Annotated in this window: 14 protein-coding genes; 8 read left to right on the plus strand and 6 right to left on the minus strand. The window is 69.9% G+C overall.

Annotated features, from left to right (window positions below; all coding sequences use genetic code 11):
- Window positions 1–14: 14 nt before the first annotated feature.
- Complete coding sequence (locus VKQ35_RS07605; RefSeq protein ID WP_324360161.1) at window positions 15–2,030, minus strand: alpha/beta hydrolase domain-containing protein; 2,016 nt, start codon at window positions 2,028–2,030, stop codon at window positions 15–17.
- 176 nt (window positions 2,031–2,206) lie between these two features.
- Between VKQ35_RS07605 and lepB the strand changes: the two genes are divergently transcribed.
- Window positions 2,207–2,989: a signal peptidase I gene (lepB, locus tag VKQ35_RS07610; protein ID WP_324360163.1), complete on the plus strand. Its 783-nt coding sequence runs from the start codon at window positions 2,207–2,209 to the stop codon at window positions 2,987–2,989.
- Between the two features lie 261 nt (window positions 2,990–3,250).
- On the opposite strand, the gene VKQ35_RS07615 is transcribed toward lepB, so the two are convergent.
- Entirely contained in the window at window positions 3,251–3,634 is a 384-nt protein-coding gene (locus VKQ35_RS07615) for an EF-hand domain-containing protein (protein ID WP_324360165.1), read from the minus strand.
- A gap of 193 nt (window positions 3,635–3,827) precedes the next feature.
- Between VKQ35_RS07615 and VKQ35_RS07620 the strand changes: the two genes are divergently transcribed.
- From VKQ35_RS07620 to VKQ35_RS07630, 3 genes are all read left to right on the plus strand, one after another.
- Window positions 3,828–5,108 carry a SulP family inorganic anion transporter gene (locus tag VKQ35_RS07620; protein ID WP_324360167.1) on the plus strand — a complete coding sequence of 427 codons (1,281 nt, stop codon included), beginning with the start codon at window positions 3,828–3,830 and terminating at the stop codon, window positions 5,106–5,108.
- 64 nt (window positions 5,109–5,172) lie between these two features.
- Window positions 5,173–6,987 carry a DUF885 domain-containing protein gene (locus VKQ35_RS07625; protein WP_324360169.1) on the plus strand — a complete coding sequence of 605 codons (1,815 nt, stop codon included), beginning with the start codon at window positions 5,173–5,175 and terminating at the stop codon, window positions 6,985–6,987.
- 76 nt (window positions 6,988–7,063) lie between these two features.
- The gene (locus VKQ35_RS07630) at window positions 7,064–9,433 is read left to right on the plus strand and encodes a TonB-dependent receptor (RefSeq protein ID WP_324360171.1); all 2,370 of its coding nucleotides are present in this window, start codon (window positions 7,064–7,066) and stop codon (window positions 9,431–9,433) included.
- Between the two features lie 49 nt (window positions 9,434–9,482).
- On the opposite strand, the gene VKQ35_RS07635 is transcribed toward VKQ35_RS07630, so the two are convergent.
- The 4 genes from VKQ35_RS07635 to VKQ35_RS07650 all read right to left on the minus strand — a co-directional run bounded on the left by VKQ35_RS07635 (window position 9,483) and on the right by VKQ35_RS07650 (window position 14,368).
- Window positions 9,483–10,196, minus strand: coding sequence for a hypothetical protein (locus VKQ35_RS07635; protein WP_324360173.1), 714 nt, complete (start codon window positions 10,194–10,196; stop codon window positions 9,483–9,485).
- Window positions 10,197–10,228: 32 nt separating this feature from the next.
- Window positions 10,229–11,647: a M20/M25/M40 family metallo-hydrolase gene (locus VKQ35_RS07640; protein WP_324360176.1), complete on the minus strand. Its 1,419-nt coding sequence runs from the start codon at window positions 11,645–11,647 to the stop codon at window positions 10,229–10,231.
- 102 nt (window positions 11,648–11,749) lie between these two features.
- A complete protein-coding gene (locus VKQ35_RS07645; RefSeq protein ID WP_324360177.1) occupies window positions 11,750–13,177 on the minus strand; it encodes a carboxylesterase/lipase family protein in 1,428 nt (475 codons plus the stop codon).
- A gap of 93 nt (window positions 13,178–13,270) precedes the next feature.
- A complete protein-coding gene (locus VKQ35_RS07650) occupies window positions 13,271–14,368 on the minus strand; it encodes a 2OG-Fe(II) oxygenase (RefSeq protein WP_324360179.1) in 1,098 nt (365 codons plus the stop codon).
- Between the two features lie 293 nt (window positions 14,369–14,661).
- Here VKQ35_RS07650 and VKQ35_RS07655 point away from each other — a divergent pair, with 293 nt between their 5' ends.
- From VKQ35_RS07655 to VKQ35_RS07670, 4 genes are all read left to right on the plus strand, one after another.
- A complete protein-coding gene (locus VKQ35_RS07655; RefSeq protein WP_324360181.1) occupies window positions 14,662–15,468 on the plus strand; it encodes a glycosyltransferase family 2 protein in 807 nt (268 codons plus the stop codon).
- Window positions 15,469–15,478: 10 nt separating this feature from the next.
- Window positions 15,479–16,321 (plus strand): polysaccharide deacetylase, encoded by an 843-nt coding sequence (locus VKQ35_RS07660; RefSeq protein WP_324360183.1) that lies wholly within the window; start codon window positions 15,479–15,481, stop codon window positions 16,319–16,321.
- Window positions 16,305–16,472, plus strand: coding sequence for a hypothetical protein (locus tag VKQ35_RS07665; protein WP_324360185.1), 168 nt, complete (start codon window positions 16,305–16,307; stop codon window positions 16,470–16,472). The genes VKQ35_RS07660 and VKQ35_RS07665 overlap by 17 nt, the downstream gene beginning before the upstream one ends.
- Window positions 16,473–16,544: 72 nt before the next feature.
- Window positions 16,545–17,519 carry a sensor histidine kinase gene (locus tag VKQ35_RS07670; RefSeq protein ID WP_324360187.1) on the plus strand — a complete coding sequence of 325 codons (975 nt, stop codon included), beginning with the start codon at window positions 16,545–16,547 and terminating at the stop codon, window positions 17,517–17,519.
- The last annotated feature ends 15 nt before the right edge of the window (window positions 17,520–17,534 follow it).

The raw sequence follows: 17,534 nt of genomic DNA on the forward strand, positions 1-17,534 counted from the left end.
AGCATAGGCGGTCGCTAGCGGCCTTCCAGCACCTTGCTGGCCTGGGCGTCGCGGACGATCCGCTCGGCGTCTTCCGACAGAAGGTAGCGGTGGGCGACGAGGTCGTCGGCGGCGGCCTTCACGCGTGCGACGAAGCCGGCGTGGGTTCCATAGCGCTCCTCCAGGCTGGGGCGCGGATCGTGGGCGGCCTCGCGCTCGGCCCTGGTGGCGGCGAACGGGATGTAACCGCCGGCGAAGCCGCACTGCTGGCCGGCGAAGTAGCCGGATGCCTGGACGCTCCAGCCGAGGTAGGTGCCGAGCGGAACGCGCGCCTGGACCGAGCGCAGGCCGGCGATTTCGATGCCGTCGGCGTCCACGCGCGGCACGCGGCTGGGTAGGGTTGCGACGACCCTCGGCGGGTTCCGGCTCAGCACACCGGAGATGTCGGCGCGGTTGAAGCCCGGGCCGAAGTCATAGCGGTAGAGCGGCATGATCTTGCCGTCCGGTGAGGGCGCGCCGGGGATGACCGGGAAGCCGAGCGCCTGGCGGGTCGGCTCGACCAGGTCGCCGTGGGCGAGCGTCGGGTAGAGGCTGGGCGGCGGCTCGGCGCCGGTGGTCACCCAGGCCACGAAGGCCTTGGTCAGCGCGCGGTATTCCTCCGAGACCGGGTTCGGGTTGGCCGGCAGCGCACAGGCGCCGGCGCCGGGCGCGCTGCGGGGCAGGACCGCGAAGCCGCCCGCGCCGCCGCCGTGGGTCACCGCCGGGAAGTAGTAGCGGCGCACATTGGCGGGGAGCGGCACGTCGGCCTTGGCGTCGGTTCCGACCAGGTTCGGCGACATGCGCAGGCCCCAGAACTCGGCCGAGCCGAAGGTCTCCATGACCTTCGGGCAGGTGTGCGTCGGGGTGCAGCGGGTGAGCAGGCTGACGGGGCCTAAGGCCCGCGCCTTATCGTCGTAGCGGCTCCACCAGAGCGTGCCGTCGCTGCCGGGCTCGTAGAGCTGGGCCGCGCCGCCCGGGACGGCGAAGCGGACGTTGAGCGGCACGGCGCGCCCGGCGATGTGCGGATTGATCCCGTCGAAGACGATGCGGCCGTCCTCGCCCTGGTTGAAGCCGAGGTTGAGGAAGGTGCGCAGGTAGTTGCCCGACTGCGAGGCGCCGACGCCGATCGCCCACTTGATGCGTCCGGCGACCGGATTGGGCGCGGCGGGGCTGTCGCCGCCATAGCGGAGGAAGGCGTTGAGGTCGCGGGTGGCGGCGAAACCCAGGCCCTGCACCAGCGGGTCCTTGGCGGTGTAGGTGAGCTCGTAGGCGAAGGCCGGATCGAAACCGCCCTTCAGGCAGAGCTGGGTCGGGTCGGGCTGTCCGGGAAAGGGCGTGGTCCGGCAGTCGGCGAAGGCGTAGTCGCCGGCCGGGATCGCGATCGGCGCCTCGGTGTCGGAGCGGCGGCGCGTGAGGCGGGCCTTGGCCGCGTCGAGGTTGGCCGGCGCCGGCTGCGGCTCCAGGCGGCCGATGCCGGCCAACAGCGGCAGGCTCACAGAACCCTTGGGCATGTCGAAGAAGCGCACGATGACCGGGCCGGTGATCGAGGAGCCGTCGGGATTGCGGGCGACCGGCACGGTCATCAGCTGCAGGTTCGGGTTGGCCGGCATGTCGGCCTGCCAGCCGCTGACCACGCGGACGTGGCCGTCGGCGTCGCCGCCGGCGCGGCCGTTGCCCCGGTTGGGGACGTTGTAGATCAGCACGCCCGAGGCCTTGGCCATGTCGAGCGGCTTGGCGATCTGGAAGGTGGCGGAATATTCCACCAGGCCGCGCGCGTTCCTCGGCGCGAGCTTCAGGTCGGTGATGATGGCGTTCTTCGGATCCTTCGGATCGACCTCGCCGTAGAAGCGTCCGCTGATCAGCTCATAGGCGCCGGCCTGGCCGAAGGTCCCGGCGATCGGCGCGCGGCTGGCGATGTCGACGCGCACCACCCTGGCCTGGGCGGCCGGGGCGAGGAGTCCGAGGGCGAGGACCGCCGCTGCCGCCGAGACCCTGATCCGCCGCCCGCCCATGCCGCCGCTCCCCGGTGTTTCCGGCGAGGTTAGTGGAGGGCGCGGGCGGGGGATAGCGGCTCTGTCCGGACAGGTCGGCGGGCCGTCCCGACAGCTTGGCGGTTGAGGCGGCGGGCGGCGCGGGCCACATCGGGGCGCGGGCCGAGCTTGGCCGGCGACAGGTGAGAGCGTTGGCGATGGCGGCGGAAGATGTCCAGGCGGACGGGACCAAGGGCAAGGCCTTCATGCGCGAGGTCTGGGAGACCGTGCGCACGGCCGGCGGTGGGCTGGCGCTGGCGCTCGCCCTGCGCATCCTGATCTTCGAACCGCACACCATTCCGACGTCCTCGATGGAGCCCGGCGTGGTGACCGGCGACTATATCGTGGTTTCCAAATGGCCCTACGGCTGGGGCCGCGCGTCGATCCCCTTCAACCTGCCGCTGTTTCCGGGCGCGAGGGACGGCCGCGTCTTCGGCCATGCGCCGGCGCGGGGCGATGTGATCGTCTTCCGCCTGCCGCGCGACCCGAACGAGGTCTACATCAAGCGGTTGATCGGCTTGCCGGGCGACAAGGTGCAGATCGTCAAGGGCGAGGTGCTCGTCAACGGCAAGCCGAACCCCAGGCAAGCCGACGGGCGCACCTTCGACCACGACGCGCCGGAACGCGCCGTGCCGCGGGTGTTCGAGACCGCCTCCAACGGCAAGCGCTACCTGACCTACGGCGGCTCCGAGGACGGGGAGGGCGACAACACCGATGTCTATGACGTGCCCAAGGGGACCTATTTCTTCATGGGCGACAACCGCGACAACTCGCTGGACAGCCGCTGGCCGGAGTCGATCGGCGTCGGCTTCGTCCCGGCCGAGAACCTGATCGGCCGCGCCGAGTTCATCGGCTGGTCGTGGAAGCCGGGCGCCTCGCTGTTCAAGCCCTGGACCTGGCTGAACCTGGACGGCGCGCGCTTCTTCAAGCGGATTTCGTGAAGAGAAGACTGGCCACGGAAAACACGGAAAGAGCACGGAAAGGGATTCAACCACGAACTCACACAAACGGACACGAACAGGGCGTGCGCGCCGCGAGCGGAGCTCGCCTTCTGATCTGACGCATTGCCTATCGAAAGAAGGCCCTTCGGGCCTTCAAACGGCAGAGCGCGTTTGTGTGTGTTCGTGGTTCGAAAAGGACGACGCGCTGGCCTCTCCCGGGAAGCGCCTTCCGTGCTCTTTCCGTGCTTTCCGTGGCTCTTCTTACCTCCGCGGCGCGGCGCAGGCGGCGGTGAATTCGGCGTAGGAGATGCGGCCGTCGTGGTTGGTGTCGAGGCGGGCGAAGTCAGCGGCGCTGATGGCGGCGTGGTCGCGGGCCAGGCAGTCGAAGGCGGCGCGCTGATTGGTGTGGGCGAGCGAGGGGAGCGCCATGGCGCCGACCGCCGCGGCGATCAGGGCGCCGGCGAGGAGGCGCTGCGGCCCGCGGTTGGCGGAACGGGCGGGTTCGATTTGGCCATCGATGAAGCCGCGGAGGGCCTCGCTGGCCGAGCGGCCCTCGTCGCGGCAGCGGGCCATGAAGGCAAGCTTGGTCGGGTAGGGCAGGCGGATTTCCAGCGTCTCGCTCTTCTTCAGGCGGGGTTGGGTCATCGGGGCCTCGTGAGATCGATGGATCGCGTCCAGCCTAGCCCAAAGCGCAATTCGCGTCGCTGCGACAGGAAAATCCTGTCCGGACAAGACTGCGGCCGCCGCAAAGCCTAGGTATTGCTCCGGAGTTGCTGGCGGCCGCGACCGGGCGCGATGCTGCGTGCCGGGACGGCCCGGGACTCCGCAAGGACGCAGCATGCCGGACGGCACGGCCACGGCGCACCTCTACCTGCCCAAGCTCGCGACCGTGCTGCGCGAGGGCTACCGCCTGGAGGATCTGCGGCGCGACGCGGTGGCGGGGCTGACGGTGGCCATCGTGGCCCTGCCGCTCTCGATGGCCATCGCGGTGGGGTCCGACGTGTCGCCGGACCGCGGGCTCTACACCGCCATCGTCGGCGGGTTCGTGGTGTCGCTGCTGAGCGGCAGCCGGTTCCAGATCGGCGGACCGGCCGGCGCCTTCATCGTGCTGGTGTCGGCGACCGTGGCGCGGTTCGGGGTCGAAGGGCTGCTGCTGACGGTGCTGCTGTCGGGCGCGCTGCTGACGCTGGCGGGGTTGCTTAGGCTAGGCTCGCTGATCCGCCATATCCCGCATGCGGTGACCGTCGGCTTCACCTGCGGCATCGCCGTCACCATCCTGGCCAGCCAGCTCAAGGATCTCGGCGGGCTGAAGCTCGCGGGGCCGGAGCCGGGGCCGCTTGTCCCCAAGCTCGGCGCGCTCGGCGAGGCGGTGGGGAGCGTCAATCCGGCCGCGCTGGCGCTGGGCGCGGGCGTCACCGCGCTGATCTTCCTGATCCGGCGGGTCCGGCCGAACTGGCCGGGCATGCTGATCGCGCTCTGCCTTGCGGCCGGCCTGGCGGTAGTGCTGCACTTGCCGGTGGAGACGATCGGCAGCCGGTTCGGCGGCATTCCGCACGTCCTGCCGCTGCCGCGCCTGCCGGCGATCAGCCTGGCGAAGCTGTGGGCCGTCCTGCCGGCGGCGCTCTCCTTCACCCTGCTGGGCGGGGTGGAGAGCCTGCTCTCGGCCAAGGTCGCCGACAGCATGACCGCGCGGCGGCACCGCTCGAACATGGAGCTGGTCGGCCAGGGGATCGCCAACATGGCCTCAGCCCTGTTCGGGGGCATCGCGGTGACCGGGACCATCGCGCGGACGGCGACCAATGTGCGGGCCGGCGGAAAGAGCCCCGTGGCGGGCCTGCTGCACGCGCTGTTCCTGCTAGCCTTCATGCTGGTCGCCGCCCCGCTGGCCAGCTACGCCCCGCTCGCGGCCCTGGCCGGGGTGCTGGTGGCGGTGTGCTGGGGAATGGCGGAGAAGCGGGAGTTCTGGCGGCTGCTGGGCGACTGGCGCGGCGCCCTGGTGCTGCTCACCACCTTCGGCCTGACGCTGGCGAGGGACCTGACGAGCGGCATCGTGGCGGGCTGCGCGGTGGCGGCCGTCCTGGCCGCGCTGAAGAGGCCGGTGCGGGAAGAGGGCGTCTAGTTGGCAGGCGGGCCGGATTCGACGTAGGCCTGTCACCTGGCGTGAGGCCGAGGGGATTGGGGCGATGCGTATGAGGCTTTTGGCGGGCGTGGCCCTGGCGGCGGTTATGGCCGCGGGCTCAGTTTCGGCGGCGCCGGATGCGCCCCCTCCGGCCGCAGTCGCCAAGCCCGGACCGTCCGACGCGAGGTTCCAGGCGATCTACAAGGCCGAGTGGGAGTGGCGGATGAACGAGTTCCCCGGCGAGCGCCGCGGGGCCGGCATCCATGCGAAGTTGGGCCAGGTGGACCCGGCCAGCCAGGCGCGGCGCCTGGCCCACTGGCGCGAGGTGAAGGCCTCGGTGGACGCCATCACCGAGAAGGACCTCTCGCCCGAGGAGGCGGTGAACTACGAGGTCTACCGGAACCAGCTCGACACCCTGATCAACCAGATCAAGTTCAAGGAGTACGAAAAGCCGTTCAACTCGGACTCGCAGTTCTGGTCGAGCCTGGGGTTCACCTCGTCCCGGACCTTCCACAACGCTCAGGACTATCGCAACTGGATCTCCCAGATGAACGACGTGCCGCGCTGGTTCGACGACCAGACGGCCAATATGCGCGCCGGCTTGGCGCGGGGCTTCACCCCGCCGCGCGCGACCCTGGTGGGGCGCGACAAGTCGGTGTCGAACGTCAGCCAGGCGGCGGACGCCGAGCACACCCTGTTCTGGAAGCCCTTCGAGCACATGCCGCAGTCGGTCTCGCCGGCCGATCAGGCGGCGCTGCGGGCCGAGGCCAAGCGGACCATCGAGGGCCGGGTGATGCCGGCCTACGCCAAGCTGCTGACCTTCCTCGACACCGAATACATCCCGCACACGACGACCGTGCTGGCGGCCGAGGCGCTGCCGGACGGCAAGGCCTACTACCAGGCGCAGATCAAGGAATTCACCACCACGGACATGACGCCGGAGGAGATCCACCAGCTGGGGCTCTCCGAGGTGGCCAAGATCCACGCCCAGATGCTGGAGGTGATGAAGGAGACCGGCTTCAAGGGCGACTTCCCGGCCTTCCTGCAGTTCCTCAGGACCGACCCGCAGTTCTACGTGAAGACCCCGCAGGAGCTGCTGAACCGCGCCGCCTGGATCGCCAAGCGGGTCGACGGCAAGCTGCCGGCCTATTTCGGCTGGCTGCCGCGCAGCCGGTTCGGGATCGAGCCGGTGGCGCCGGACATTGCGCCCTTCTACACCTCGGCCCGGGGCGGCACGAACACCTACCTCCTGAACACCTACGACCTGCCAAGCCGCCCGCTCTACAACCTGACGGCGCTGACCCTGCATGAGAGCGCGCCGGGGCATTCGCTGCAGGGCGGGCTGGCCGAGGAGCAGGACCGGCTGCCGGAGTTTCGGCGCAACGTCTACATCTCGGCCTATGGCGAGGGCTGGGCGCTCTATTGCGAGCGGCTGGGGGTCGAGATGGGGATGTACGACACGCCCTACGACCGCTTCGGCATGCTGACCTTCCAGATGTGGCGCGCGGCGCGGCTGGTCGTCGACAGCGGCGTGCACGACAAGGGCTGGACCCGCGAGCAGGCGATTCAGTACCTGCACGACAACACCGCGCTCGCCGACCACGATATCGACATCGAGGTCGACCGCTACATCTCCTGGCCGGGGCAGGCGCTTAGCTACTACCTGGGCATGATGGCGATCGTCGAGGCGCGGGCGAAGGCCGAGAAGGCGCTGGGGCCGAAGTTCGACATTCGCGCCTTCCACGACACGGTGCTCTCCATGGGCAGCGTGCCGATCCCGGTGCTGAAGGCGCGCATCGACCGCTTCATCGCCGAGGGCGGCAGGGACCCCATGCCGGTGACCTTCCAGAAGGCCAAAGACAACGCCGATCCGGAGTGAACGGCGGCTTCGCTCGGCGCAATCTTGCCGAGCGATATGCATCCCGACTACATAACGCGTAGCCGGGGAGGCGGACATGGCAAACGGATTCGCGCGAAAGATCGCGTTGCTCAGCGGCGTCGCGGTGCTGATGACGGCGGGATCCGCCATGGCGGGCGAGGCCGCGGCGGATGCCGGCGATGCGGGCGGCGGCGCGACCGTCGAGCCCGTCGTGGTGACCGCGCGGCTGCGGCCGGAGGATGCGCAGTCGGCGCCCATCTCGCTGTCGGTGGTGAGCGAGGCGACCCTGACGACGACGCAGACCTACACGGTCTCGCAGATCAGCCAGCTGATCCCCAGCCTGAACTATTCCTCGCCCAATCCGCGCAACACCTCGCTGACCATCCGCGGCCTCGGCTCCAGCGTGCTGGCGATCTCCCAGTCCAACGACGGCCTGGAGCCGGGCGTCGGCTTCTACGTCGATCAGGTCTATCACGCGCGCCCGGCCTCGGCGGCCTTCGACTTCCAGGACGTGGAGCGGGTGGAGGTGTTGCGGGGGCCGCAAGGCACGCTGTTCGGCAAGAACACCACGGCCGGCGCGATCAACATCACCACCCAAGCGCCCAGCTTCACGGCGGCGGCCCAGGCGGAGGTGACCGGCGGCAACCTGAATTACTGGCAGGAGAAGGCCAGCGTCACCGGCCCGATCTGGGGCGACGTGGTCGCCGGGCGCCTGTCGGTGGTCGCCACCAACCGCGACGGGGTGATCAGGAACGTCGTCACCGGGCGCGAAGAGAACAACGTCAACGACTTCGCCTACCACGCCCAGCTGCTGATCCAGCCGGCCAGCAACTTCAGCGTCAGGCTTTCGGCGGACGACGCCAAGATCGACACTATCTGCTGCACCCAGGTGTTCGTCCGCGTCGGGACCAGCCTGAAGCCCGCGGCCCGGCAGTTCGCGGCCCTGGCGGCCGGCGTGAACTACGCGCCGCCCAGCCTGAACCCCTTCGACCGGCTGACCGACATCGACGCGCCGCTGAAGGTCGACACCGACGAGGGCGGGCTATCGGCCATCGCCAACTGGGACCTGGGCAAGGCGACGGTGACCTCGGTCAGCGCCTGGCGCTGGTGGAACTGGGACGCGGCGAACGACCGCGACTACACCGGCCTGCAGATCCAGCTGTTGCAGCACATCCCTTCGCGCCAGGACCAGTACAGCCAGGAACTGCGCATCGCCTCGAACGGCCGCCAGACCCTGGAGTATGTCGCCGGCCTCTACGCCTTCACCCAGAAGATCACCGGCGAGCCGATCACCGGCTATGGCCCGCTGGCCACCTATTGGCTGCTGGGTCCGGCGCCGGCGTTCCCGGCCAACCTGCTGAACGGCTACACCCAGGACGGCCACACCCGCTTCCACTCCGACAGCCTGGCGGCGTTCGGCGAGGCGACCTGGCGGGTGACCGAGGCGTTCAACCTCACCGGCGGCCTGCGCTACACCTACGAGGGCAAGGACGGCCAGTACTCGACCTTCGTGTTCGGCGGGCTGCCGGCGACGGGCTCGCTGCTGAACAGCCAGCTCTCGATCCTGCGGCCGCAGACCTACAGCGCCAAGAACACCGACGGCAGCCTCTCGGGCCGCGCCCAGGCGGCCTACAACCTGACCGACGGGGTGATGGCCTATGTGAGCTACGCCAACGCCAGCAAGTCGGGGGGCATCAATATGTCCGGCCTGCCGGTCGACCCGGCGGGCAATCCGGCGCTGGCGACCGCGGTCGTCAAGCCGGAGCACGACACGACCTATGAGGTGGGTGTGAAGTCGAAGCTGTTCGGCGACCGGCTGGTGCTGAACGCCAACGTCTTCGACACCACGGTGCGCGACTTCCAGACCAATGTGGTCGACACCGGCCCGGGCGCCCTGCGCGGCTATCTCGCCAATATCGACAAGGTCCGCGTGAAGGGGCTCGAGGTCGACGCCAATTTCGTGGTCAGCGAGCACCTGTCCGGGCGCTTCGGGCTCAGCCGCACCGACGGGCGCTACATTTCCTACAAGAACGGGCCCTGTCCGCTGGAACTGACGGGCTCATCGACGACAGTCTGCGACCTCAGCGGCAAGCCGCTGTCGACGCTTCCGAAGTTCGCCTGGTCGGCGGGGGCGCAATACCACCACGAGGTAGCGCTCGGAACGCTGGCCGGCGAGGCCTATCTGGACGGCGAGTTCACCGCGCGGACCCGCATCTTCGGCGACCCCACCGACAGCCGCTTCACGGTGATCGACGGCTACGACCTGGTGAACGCGACCTTGGGCTTCCGCACAGACAGCCACTGGGAAGTCGCGCTGTGGGTCCACAACCTGTTCGACAAGAACTACCTGCAGAACGTGACCGTGCAGTCGGGCAATTCCGGCCTGATCATCGGCACCCCCAGCGACCCGAGGACCATCGGACTGACGCTGAGGGCGCGCCTCTAGGGCTTGCCGAATCTCGGTCCGACCGGCCGGCCCTGGGCGTCAGGCGGTGCTAAATCAGGCCGCCTTCCACGCACATGGCGTAGGCCAGGGAGGTGGCGCGCTCGTGGGCCCGGACCTCGTCGATGTTGAAGCCCAGCGCCGTGAAGTCCCCGGAGGTGTTGTTGGCCTCGTAAGCGAACAGCCGATTGCGCGCGCGCTCGGCCGAGATGATCCGCAGCAGGGCGAGCTTGCCGTCCGGTGTCAGGGTGAGGCGCTGGTCGAGCATGTTCAGCTCGGAGGCCGCCTCATGCTCGATCGCCTGGTCCTGGGCCGCGCGCTCGGCCGCCGCGAAGATGCGCGAGAAATGGGCCAGCTTGGCGTCCGGCATATGGGTCGCCGCCGTGCTGGCCACGGCGTTGCGCCAGGCGGTTTCGGGCCAGGGCTTCATGGGGTGGGCGTAGATCGAGCCCTTCGGCGGACCGCGGGTGTAGAAGGCCGCCATCGGCGCCCAGTCGGGGCCGGAGGCCAGCAGGCGGTCGCGGATCCGGACGAGCAGCCGGTCCTGGCAGGCCTGGATCTCCTGGCGCTCGACCATGGTCCCGAGGATGACGGTGGCGTCCTGGCGCATGCCGGCTTCGGCCTGCGCCGCCCGTTCGCGCCAGTGCAGCCACTCGACCGTTTGCTCGGCCGCCAGGGCGATCAGCACGCCGATGACGATGGTGCCGATCTCTTTGGCGAGCTCACGCAGGTTGTGGATCGGCGCCTTCGGCCGGTGGACTTCCATCTTCTCCGCCCCCGCAAAGACCGCCCGGTTGGCTACTCCTCGTCGGCGTAGGTGCGGACGAGCTCGGTCAGGTAGTCGCGGCCGAGCATGGCCGACTTGACCGACATGTGCTCGTTGAGGCCGTGCGCGCCGGAGCCTTCCGGCGTCGAGTAGAAGCCCGGCACGCCGTAGGTCGGGATGCCGACCGGCGAGAGGTAGATGGCGTCGCTCGCGCCTGTCGACATGGTCGGCACCAGCGGCACGCCCGGGAAGTATTTCGCCGCGACCTTTTCCATCGGGCCGATGACCTTGGGGTCGAGCGGCGGCGGGGTCGGCTTGGCGCGGATCGGCTGCAGCGGGATCAGCTTGACGCCGGGGTCGCCGATGGCGGCCTCCAGCTTGGCCTTGGTATCCTCCATGGTCGAGCCCGGGAACATGCGGCAGTTGATGTTGGCGCCGGCCCGCTGCGGGAGCGCGTTCTCGGCGTGACCGCCGTCCAGCAGGGTCGCCACGCAGGTCGTGCGCAGCATGGAATGGAAGCCGCGGTCGCGGTTGAGGACGGCCTCGGCGGCGTGATCGTTGGGGTCCTTGGAGATCGCCACCATGGCCCGGCCCGTCTCGTCGGCGCGGCCGGCGCCGGCCTTGGCGAAGAAGGCGCGGGTGGTGTCGTTGAGCTGCAGCGGGAAGTCGTAGTCGCGGACCTTCAGGAGGCCCTGGGCGAGCTGGTAGATGGCGTTGTCGCGGATAGGCACGGAGGAGTGGCCGCCGGGATTGGTGGTCTCCATGCGGAACTGCTGGACGACCTTTTCGCCGACCTGCACGCCCTGGCTCTGCACCTTGCCGTCCTTGTCGGCGCGCCCGCCGCCGCCTTCGTTGAGCGCGAAGGCGGCGTCGATCAGGTCGCGCTTGTTCTTGGCCAGGTAGTCGGCGCCGTTGAAGGCCTCGAGCGTCTCCTCGCCGCAGGTCAGCGCCAGCTTGATGGTGCGCTTGGGCTGGTAGTGTTCACCCTTGAAGCGGATCAGCATGTCGACCCAGGTGGCGTCGATCACCTTCATGTCCGACGTGCCGCGGCCGTAGTAGACGCCGCCTTCCTCGATGAACTGGAAGGGGTCGCGGGTCCAGTCGGCGCGCTTGGCCTCGACCACGTCGAGGTGGCCCAGGAGCAGCATCGGCCGCGCGGTTTTGCTGGTCCCCGGATAGATGGCGACGAGGCCGCCTTCCTTCGGATGGCTGGGCACGGAGAAATAGGTCAGCTGGGCGTCGGTGTAGCCGGCCGCCTTCAGCCGCGCGCCCATCTTGGCGGCGGCCACCGTGCAGGAGCCCGCGGAGAGCGAGGTGTTGGTCTCCACCAGCTCCTTGTAGATCTCGCGGAACTTCACCTGGTCGGGGCGCAGGTCCTGCGCGGCGGCGCTTCCCGCCGAACTGCCAGCCAGACCCATGGCCAGGACGGCGGCCAGAACGCGCTTCAACATGTCAAAGATTCCCCAACTCAGATCCGAAGACGGACTATGGCGGGGGCTGCGTCACGGGTCGAGGGGATCTGACGGATCGGCGTCAGATGAGCGGCGGCCGCCCTATTTCGCGTCGGCCTCGCTCGCCTGGGCGGCGTCGAGGGCGGCCTTGCGGAAGTTGGTCCTGACGCCGGCGGGCGAACCGAACTCCATCAGCTGGTCGGTCCTGGGATCGTACTTCGGCCAGGCGACGGTTCCGCAACGGGGCGTCCCGGTCTTGGCGAAGGCGACCCAGCAGGCGTGGACCGTGGCCGCCATCGCCTTGTCCTCAGCCGACGGATTGGCGGGGCCGGAGACCGGATTGGCCGGGTTCGGCGTCGACAGCGGCGGGACGAGCTGTCCGTTGAAGACGTAGTAGATCTCGCCGGCGTGCGGCGCGCCCGGGTAGTCGGGCGCGCGCCTTTCGGTCGCCACATAGGAGAAGAAGTAGAGCCAGGCCGGCTTGCCGTCGGCCGACCTGGCCGCGATGAAGCGGGCCGGGGCGCCGCCCTGGCTGTTGGTCCAGTCGGTCGCGTCCTGGCCTTTGAGCCGCTGGTTGAGCCAGGCCTCCCAGCTGTTGGAGCCGACGATCAGCGGCACATCGACGGTATGCTTGCGGGCCATGGCCTGCAGCGAGGTCTCGGTCATCAACCGCCCGTCGACGATGGGGAACAGAGCGCTCTCCTGCGCCGCGGCCAGCTTGTCGGCGGGGAGGGCCTTCAGCTCGGCGAGCGTCGCGGTCGGCGAGGCGCCGGCCTTGACCGCCAGGGCCTGGCCGTCGGCCTCGGCCTTGGCCAAGGGCGCGCTGTCCCCCCAGGTGATGTTGGATTCGACGATGGCCTGGCTGAACAGGCCTTTGGCGCCCTTCAGGCCGAGCAGGGCGTAGATGTCGATGGCGCCGGCGGATTCGCCGAAAACGGTGACCCGCTTGGGATCGCCGCCGAACGCCTTGATATTGGCCTGCACCCATTTGAGCGCGGCGAGCTGGTCCATCAGCCCGTAGTCGGCCAGCGGCTCGCCCGCGCCCGCGGCCTTGCTGATCGCCGGGTGGGCGAAGAAGCCGAACGGCCCAAGCCGGTAGTTGAGGGTGACGAAGACGATGCCGTCCTTGGCGAAGGCCGGGCTGTCGTACATCGGGCCGGAGCCGCCGGTGTTGGAGCCGCCGTGGATCCAGACCATCACCGGAGCATCCTTCGCGCCGGCCGGGGCCTGGACGTTGAGGTAGAGGCAGTCCTCCGAGGGCTTGGGACCGCCGCGCGTGCGCTGCATGCAGCTGGCCGAGAATTCGGTGGCGGGCCGCTCGCCGCTCCAGCCGGGCGCCGGCTGCGGCGGCTTCCAACGCAGATCGCCCACCGGCGGGGCGGCGAAGGGGATGCCGCGGAAGCTGGCGACGCCGGCGGACCGGTCGCCGACCAGGACGCCCTGGCCGATCTTGACCTTGGCGGGTTCCGCGCCGGCGGCGCCGGCCCAGACGAGGCTCAGCGCCAGCGCGCCGGCGATCAGATGTTTCAAGGACGCCTCCCCTGGCGAGCTTCGCGCCGCCTTCGGCCCGATCATGGCCGCAGCGGGCGATTTTCGCCAGGGGCGAGGGCGTCGCGCCAGAACCTAGGTCTCGGCGTCCTGATCGGCGGCTTCGGCCTCGGGCTCAGGCTGGGCGGATGCGACCACCAGATGCTCGTTGCGGAGGCGGATCTCCTCGCCCTTCTCGTCGTAGAGGAACGGCAGGAAGGCGAAGCGCGTGCCCTTGGTCACCGGCGTCGCCTCATGCAGCAGCGAGCAGGAGAACACCACCGCGCCGCCGGTCGGCGGGCGGTAGGTGCGCGCGCCGTATTCCGGAAACCGCAGGTCGCCACCCTCAAAGTCCTCGGCGTTCAGGTTGATCGAGCAGGCGAACTGGCGGTGCGCGGTGCCGCTGGTGAGGTTGTCGCGGTGTGGGCGAAACCAGCCGCCGTCCTGCGCGTCGTAGCGGGCGACGATGTAGCGCTCGATGCGGGTGACCTCGAAGCGGAACGCCTTCATCACCTCGGGCAGCAGGCGATATTTGATGGCGTTGAAGGTTTCCACGCGCAGCGCCTCGTCCTCGATGATGCAGTCACGGCGCTTCTTGAAGTCGTCGAGCACGCCCACGGTCTTGCCGTCGCGCTCGCGCATCACGCCGGAGGGCTGGCCGCCTCGCGTCTCGTAGTAGGCGATCAGTTGGCGGCAGAGGTCCGGGGCGAAGACCCTGGGGGTGATCATCACCGGCGCGTGCAGCGGAACGCCGGCATGGTCGTCCGGCGGCGGCAGCGCGCGCAGGCGCTGGAACAGCTGCTCGGTCTGGCTCATCGGCAGGGTGAAAAGCACGCGCAGCGACGGATCGACCAGCACCCACATCGGCGTCTCGGCGCCGTCTTCGCCAAGCGCGCCATAGAGCCGCCCGATCTTGCCCTCCGGATCGAAGAACCAGCGCATGCCCGAACGGTCGCGGGCGCGGGCGAAGGACTCCTCATCGCGCAGCACGAAAAAGCAGACGATGTGCTCGTCCCGCAGCAGGTCTATGTCGCGGCCGACCAGGCCGAACACCCAGTCGCGGGCCTGCACGTCGGATGGCAGGAATCCCAGCAGAAGATAGCGTCCCGCCACATTGGCGAAGGCGAAGGTCGGATTCGACTGCGTCTGCCCGACAAAGAACGGCGCTGGTCCGCCGAGGCGCAGTTGCGGCATCTTTAAGGTTCCGGCCTTGCGTAGAACGCGTTCGTCCCGGCGGGATGAACCGCCTGCGGGCGCCGCGCAAGTAGAACAAGGCCATGCGGCGGTCCAGTGGCGGTCTGGCCGCGGGCCCCGATCACCCGCCGGTTAACCGGTCTGGCCGACTGACACACTGGCGTAACGCAAGCGGATCGCTGCAAGTCGTTATATAAACGGCATAAAATCAACCGCGACAATCCGACACGGCGCCGTCTTTTTGCTGAGGCGACACAGTCCTTAAGGCGTCTCCCGTTCGTGGGGGGACGTTCATGGTCAAGCTTTCGGCGGTGCTCTGCGTACACAATGAAGAGCATCGATTGGCGCGCTGCCTCGAGGCGCTGGGATTCGCCGACGAGATCGTCCTGGTGCTCGACCGCTGCACCGACCGCACGCGCGCGATCGGCGAGGCCTATGGCGCCGTGATGATCAGCGGGGTCTTTCCGCTGGAGGGGCCGCGCCGGGCGGCCGGCATGGCGGCGGCCAGCGGCGACTGGATCCTGGAGGTCGACGCGGACGAGATCGTCACGCCGGAGCTGGCGCGCGAGGTGCTCGCCGGCCTGGACGACGACCGCATCGCCTTCCGCAAGGTCCCGGTCGACAACTATGTGGGCGAACGGCTGATCCGCCACGGCTGGGGCGGCTCGTTCGGCACCACCATGGCCGCGCGCCTCTACCGCAAGGGGACCAAGCGCTGGGGCGGCGAGCGGGTGCATCCCAAGGTGATCTTCGATGGCCCGCAGGGCGCGAACCTGAAGCACGGCCTGCGCCATCAGTTCGGCGACAATGTCTCCGACGTGTTCCGCCGGCTCGACCGCTACACCGACCTCAGGGCCCAGGACCTGCGCGAGCACGGCGGCAAGACCGGCGTCGCCGACAATGCGCGGCGCGGCCTGCAGCGGTTCTGGAAGTGCTACGTGCGGCGCGGCGGTTGGCGCGAGGGCGGCTGGGGCCTGCTGATCTCGATGATGGCCGGGCTCTATCCGCTGCTGTCGGCGCTGCGGGCCGACCTCGACCGGCCGACGGCGGGACTGGCGGCGGTCGCCGAGGCCGAACCGGCCCTGGCGCAGGCGGCCTGAGGAGACGGCCTTGCATCTGGCGCTATGGCTGGAACTGCGGCGCTGGCGGCGCGCCGGGCGCACGGCGCGGCTGTGGTGGCGCGATGACGACGCGGCCGGCGGATCGGCCGCGCTGGACCGGCTGCTGCAGGCGAGCCGGGCCTGCGGCGTTCCGCTGACTCTGGCCGCGGTGCCGGCCGGCGACATGACCGGCCTTGCCGCCCGGCTGGCGCGCGCCTCGCTGGTCACCGTCGTCCAGCACGGCGTCGACCACCAGAACCGGCGCGGCGGCCCGGCGGCCGGCGAGTTCCCGCACGACTGGAGCCGGCACGAGCTGGAGATCGCGCTGCGCCGGGGCTGGAGCCTGCTGCAGACCGTGCCCAGGGCGCAGCCGGTCTATGTGCCGCCGTGGAACGACATCCATCCCGACCTCGAGGCCGCGCTCAGCGCCTGTGGCTACGCCGGCTGGTCGGTGAGCGGCGAACTGGCGCCGGAGGGGCTGCCGCGGGTGGACGCGCACATCGACCTGATGCGCTGGCGGGGCGGCGTGCGGTTCCGCGGGCGGGGCCGGTTCCTCAGGACCCTGACCGGCGAGCTCGCGCGCCGCCGCCGCGCGGGGCTGTGGGCGGCGCCGATCGGCGTCCTGACCCACCACCTGGCGCACGACGAGGCGGCCTGGCGGTTCCTGGAGGCCTTCCTCGCCTGGACGGCGCGGGACGAGTTCGCCTGGGCCGCCCTGCCGGACCTGCTGACCGAAGCGGGCGCAGGCCGCGAGCCGGCGGCGGGGGCGTTGGAGGCGCTGGGCCCGGAGCTGACCCTGGCGGCGAAGGCGCCGCAACCGACGCGGGAGGCGGTCCGTGGCGCGCGAGGATGAGTACAAGCGGATAGCGCGGGTGATGGAAGGCTTCGCCTCGCAGATCAACGACGAGGCGCAGCGGGCCCGCTGTCTGGAGCTCGCCAAGGCCTGGCGGGAGTTGGGCGAAGCGGCCCGCTCGCCTGCGCCGCGCGACCGGCGTTCAGACTAACCCCTGCATCGCTGGGCTTCCTCTAAGCGCTTTGCCTGCTAGGGTTGCAACCGAGCTTGAGTTGCGAGCGCCATGTCCGCGTCCCCGTCGTCAGAACCGACCTATGAGGCCCGCCTCGAAGCGGTGCTGGAAAGCGTCAGCGAGGCGTTTTACGCGCTGGATGCGGATTGGCGCTACGTGGTGTTCAACCGCGCCGCCGAGGAATATTTCGGCGTCGCCCGGGCCGCCATGCTGGGCCGCACGCTGTGGGAAGTGTTTCCGCAGGGGCTTGGAACGCCCTTCGAGGCCTTCTGCCGCGCGGCGATGAACGAGGGCAAGGCGACCACCTTCGAGACTTCCTCGGCGCTGCGGCCCGACCGGGTGGTGGAGCTGCGGATCGTGCCGATGCGCGGCGGCGGGCTGGCGATCACGCTCTCCGACATCACCGAGCGCAAGAGCGCCGACGCCCGCCAGCGGATGCTGGTCAACGAGCTCAATCACCGGGTGAAGAACAGCCTGGCCACCGTCCAGGCGATCGCCGCCCAGAGCCTGCGCGGTCCGCAGGTGTCGCCGGACGCCCGCGAGCGGTTCATGGCCCGGCTGTTCGCGCTGGCCCGCGCCAACGACGTGCTGGTGGCCGAGACCTGGCTGGGCGCCAGCCTGGGCTCGGTGGCCGCCGAGATGGCCGGGCCGCATGGCGACGGCGAGCGCTTCACCATCGGCGGGCCCGAGGTGCACCTGGCGCCGCAGACCGCCACGGCCATGGCGCTTGGCCTGCACGAGCTGGCCACCAATGCCGCCAAGTACGGGGCGCTCTCGACGCCGCAGGGGCGGGTGTCGCTGACCTGGGTCGTGGACGGCGAGGGCGCGGCCCGGCGGCTGCGCCTCACCTGGCGCGAGACCAACGGACCGCCGGTCGGCAAGCCCGGTCCGCCCGGATTTGGCAGCCGGCTGATCGAGCGCGGCCTGGCCTCGGAACTGAAGGCCAATGTGCGGCTGGACTTCGCCCCCGACGGGGTGGTCTTCAAGCTGACCGCGCCGCTTGGCGATGGGGTGACCGAGGCCTGAAGCGACGGGCCGTCG

The organism is Phenylobacterium sp. (assembly GCF_035309685.1).
In the GTDB taxonomy this organism is placed as follows: domain Bacteria; phylum Pseudomonadota; class Alphaproteobacteria; order Caulobacterales; family Caulobacteraceae; genus Phenylobacterium.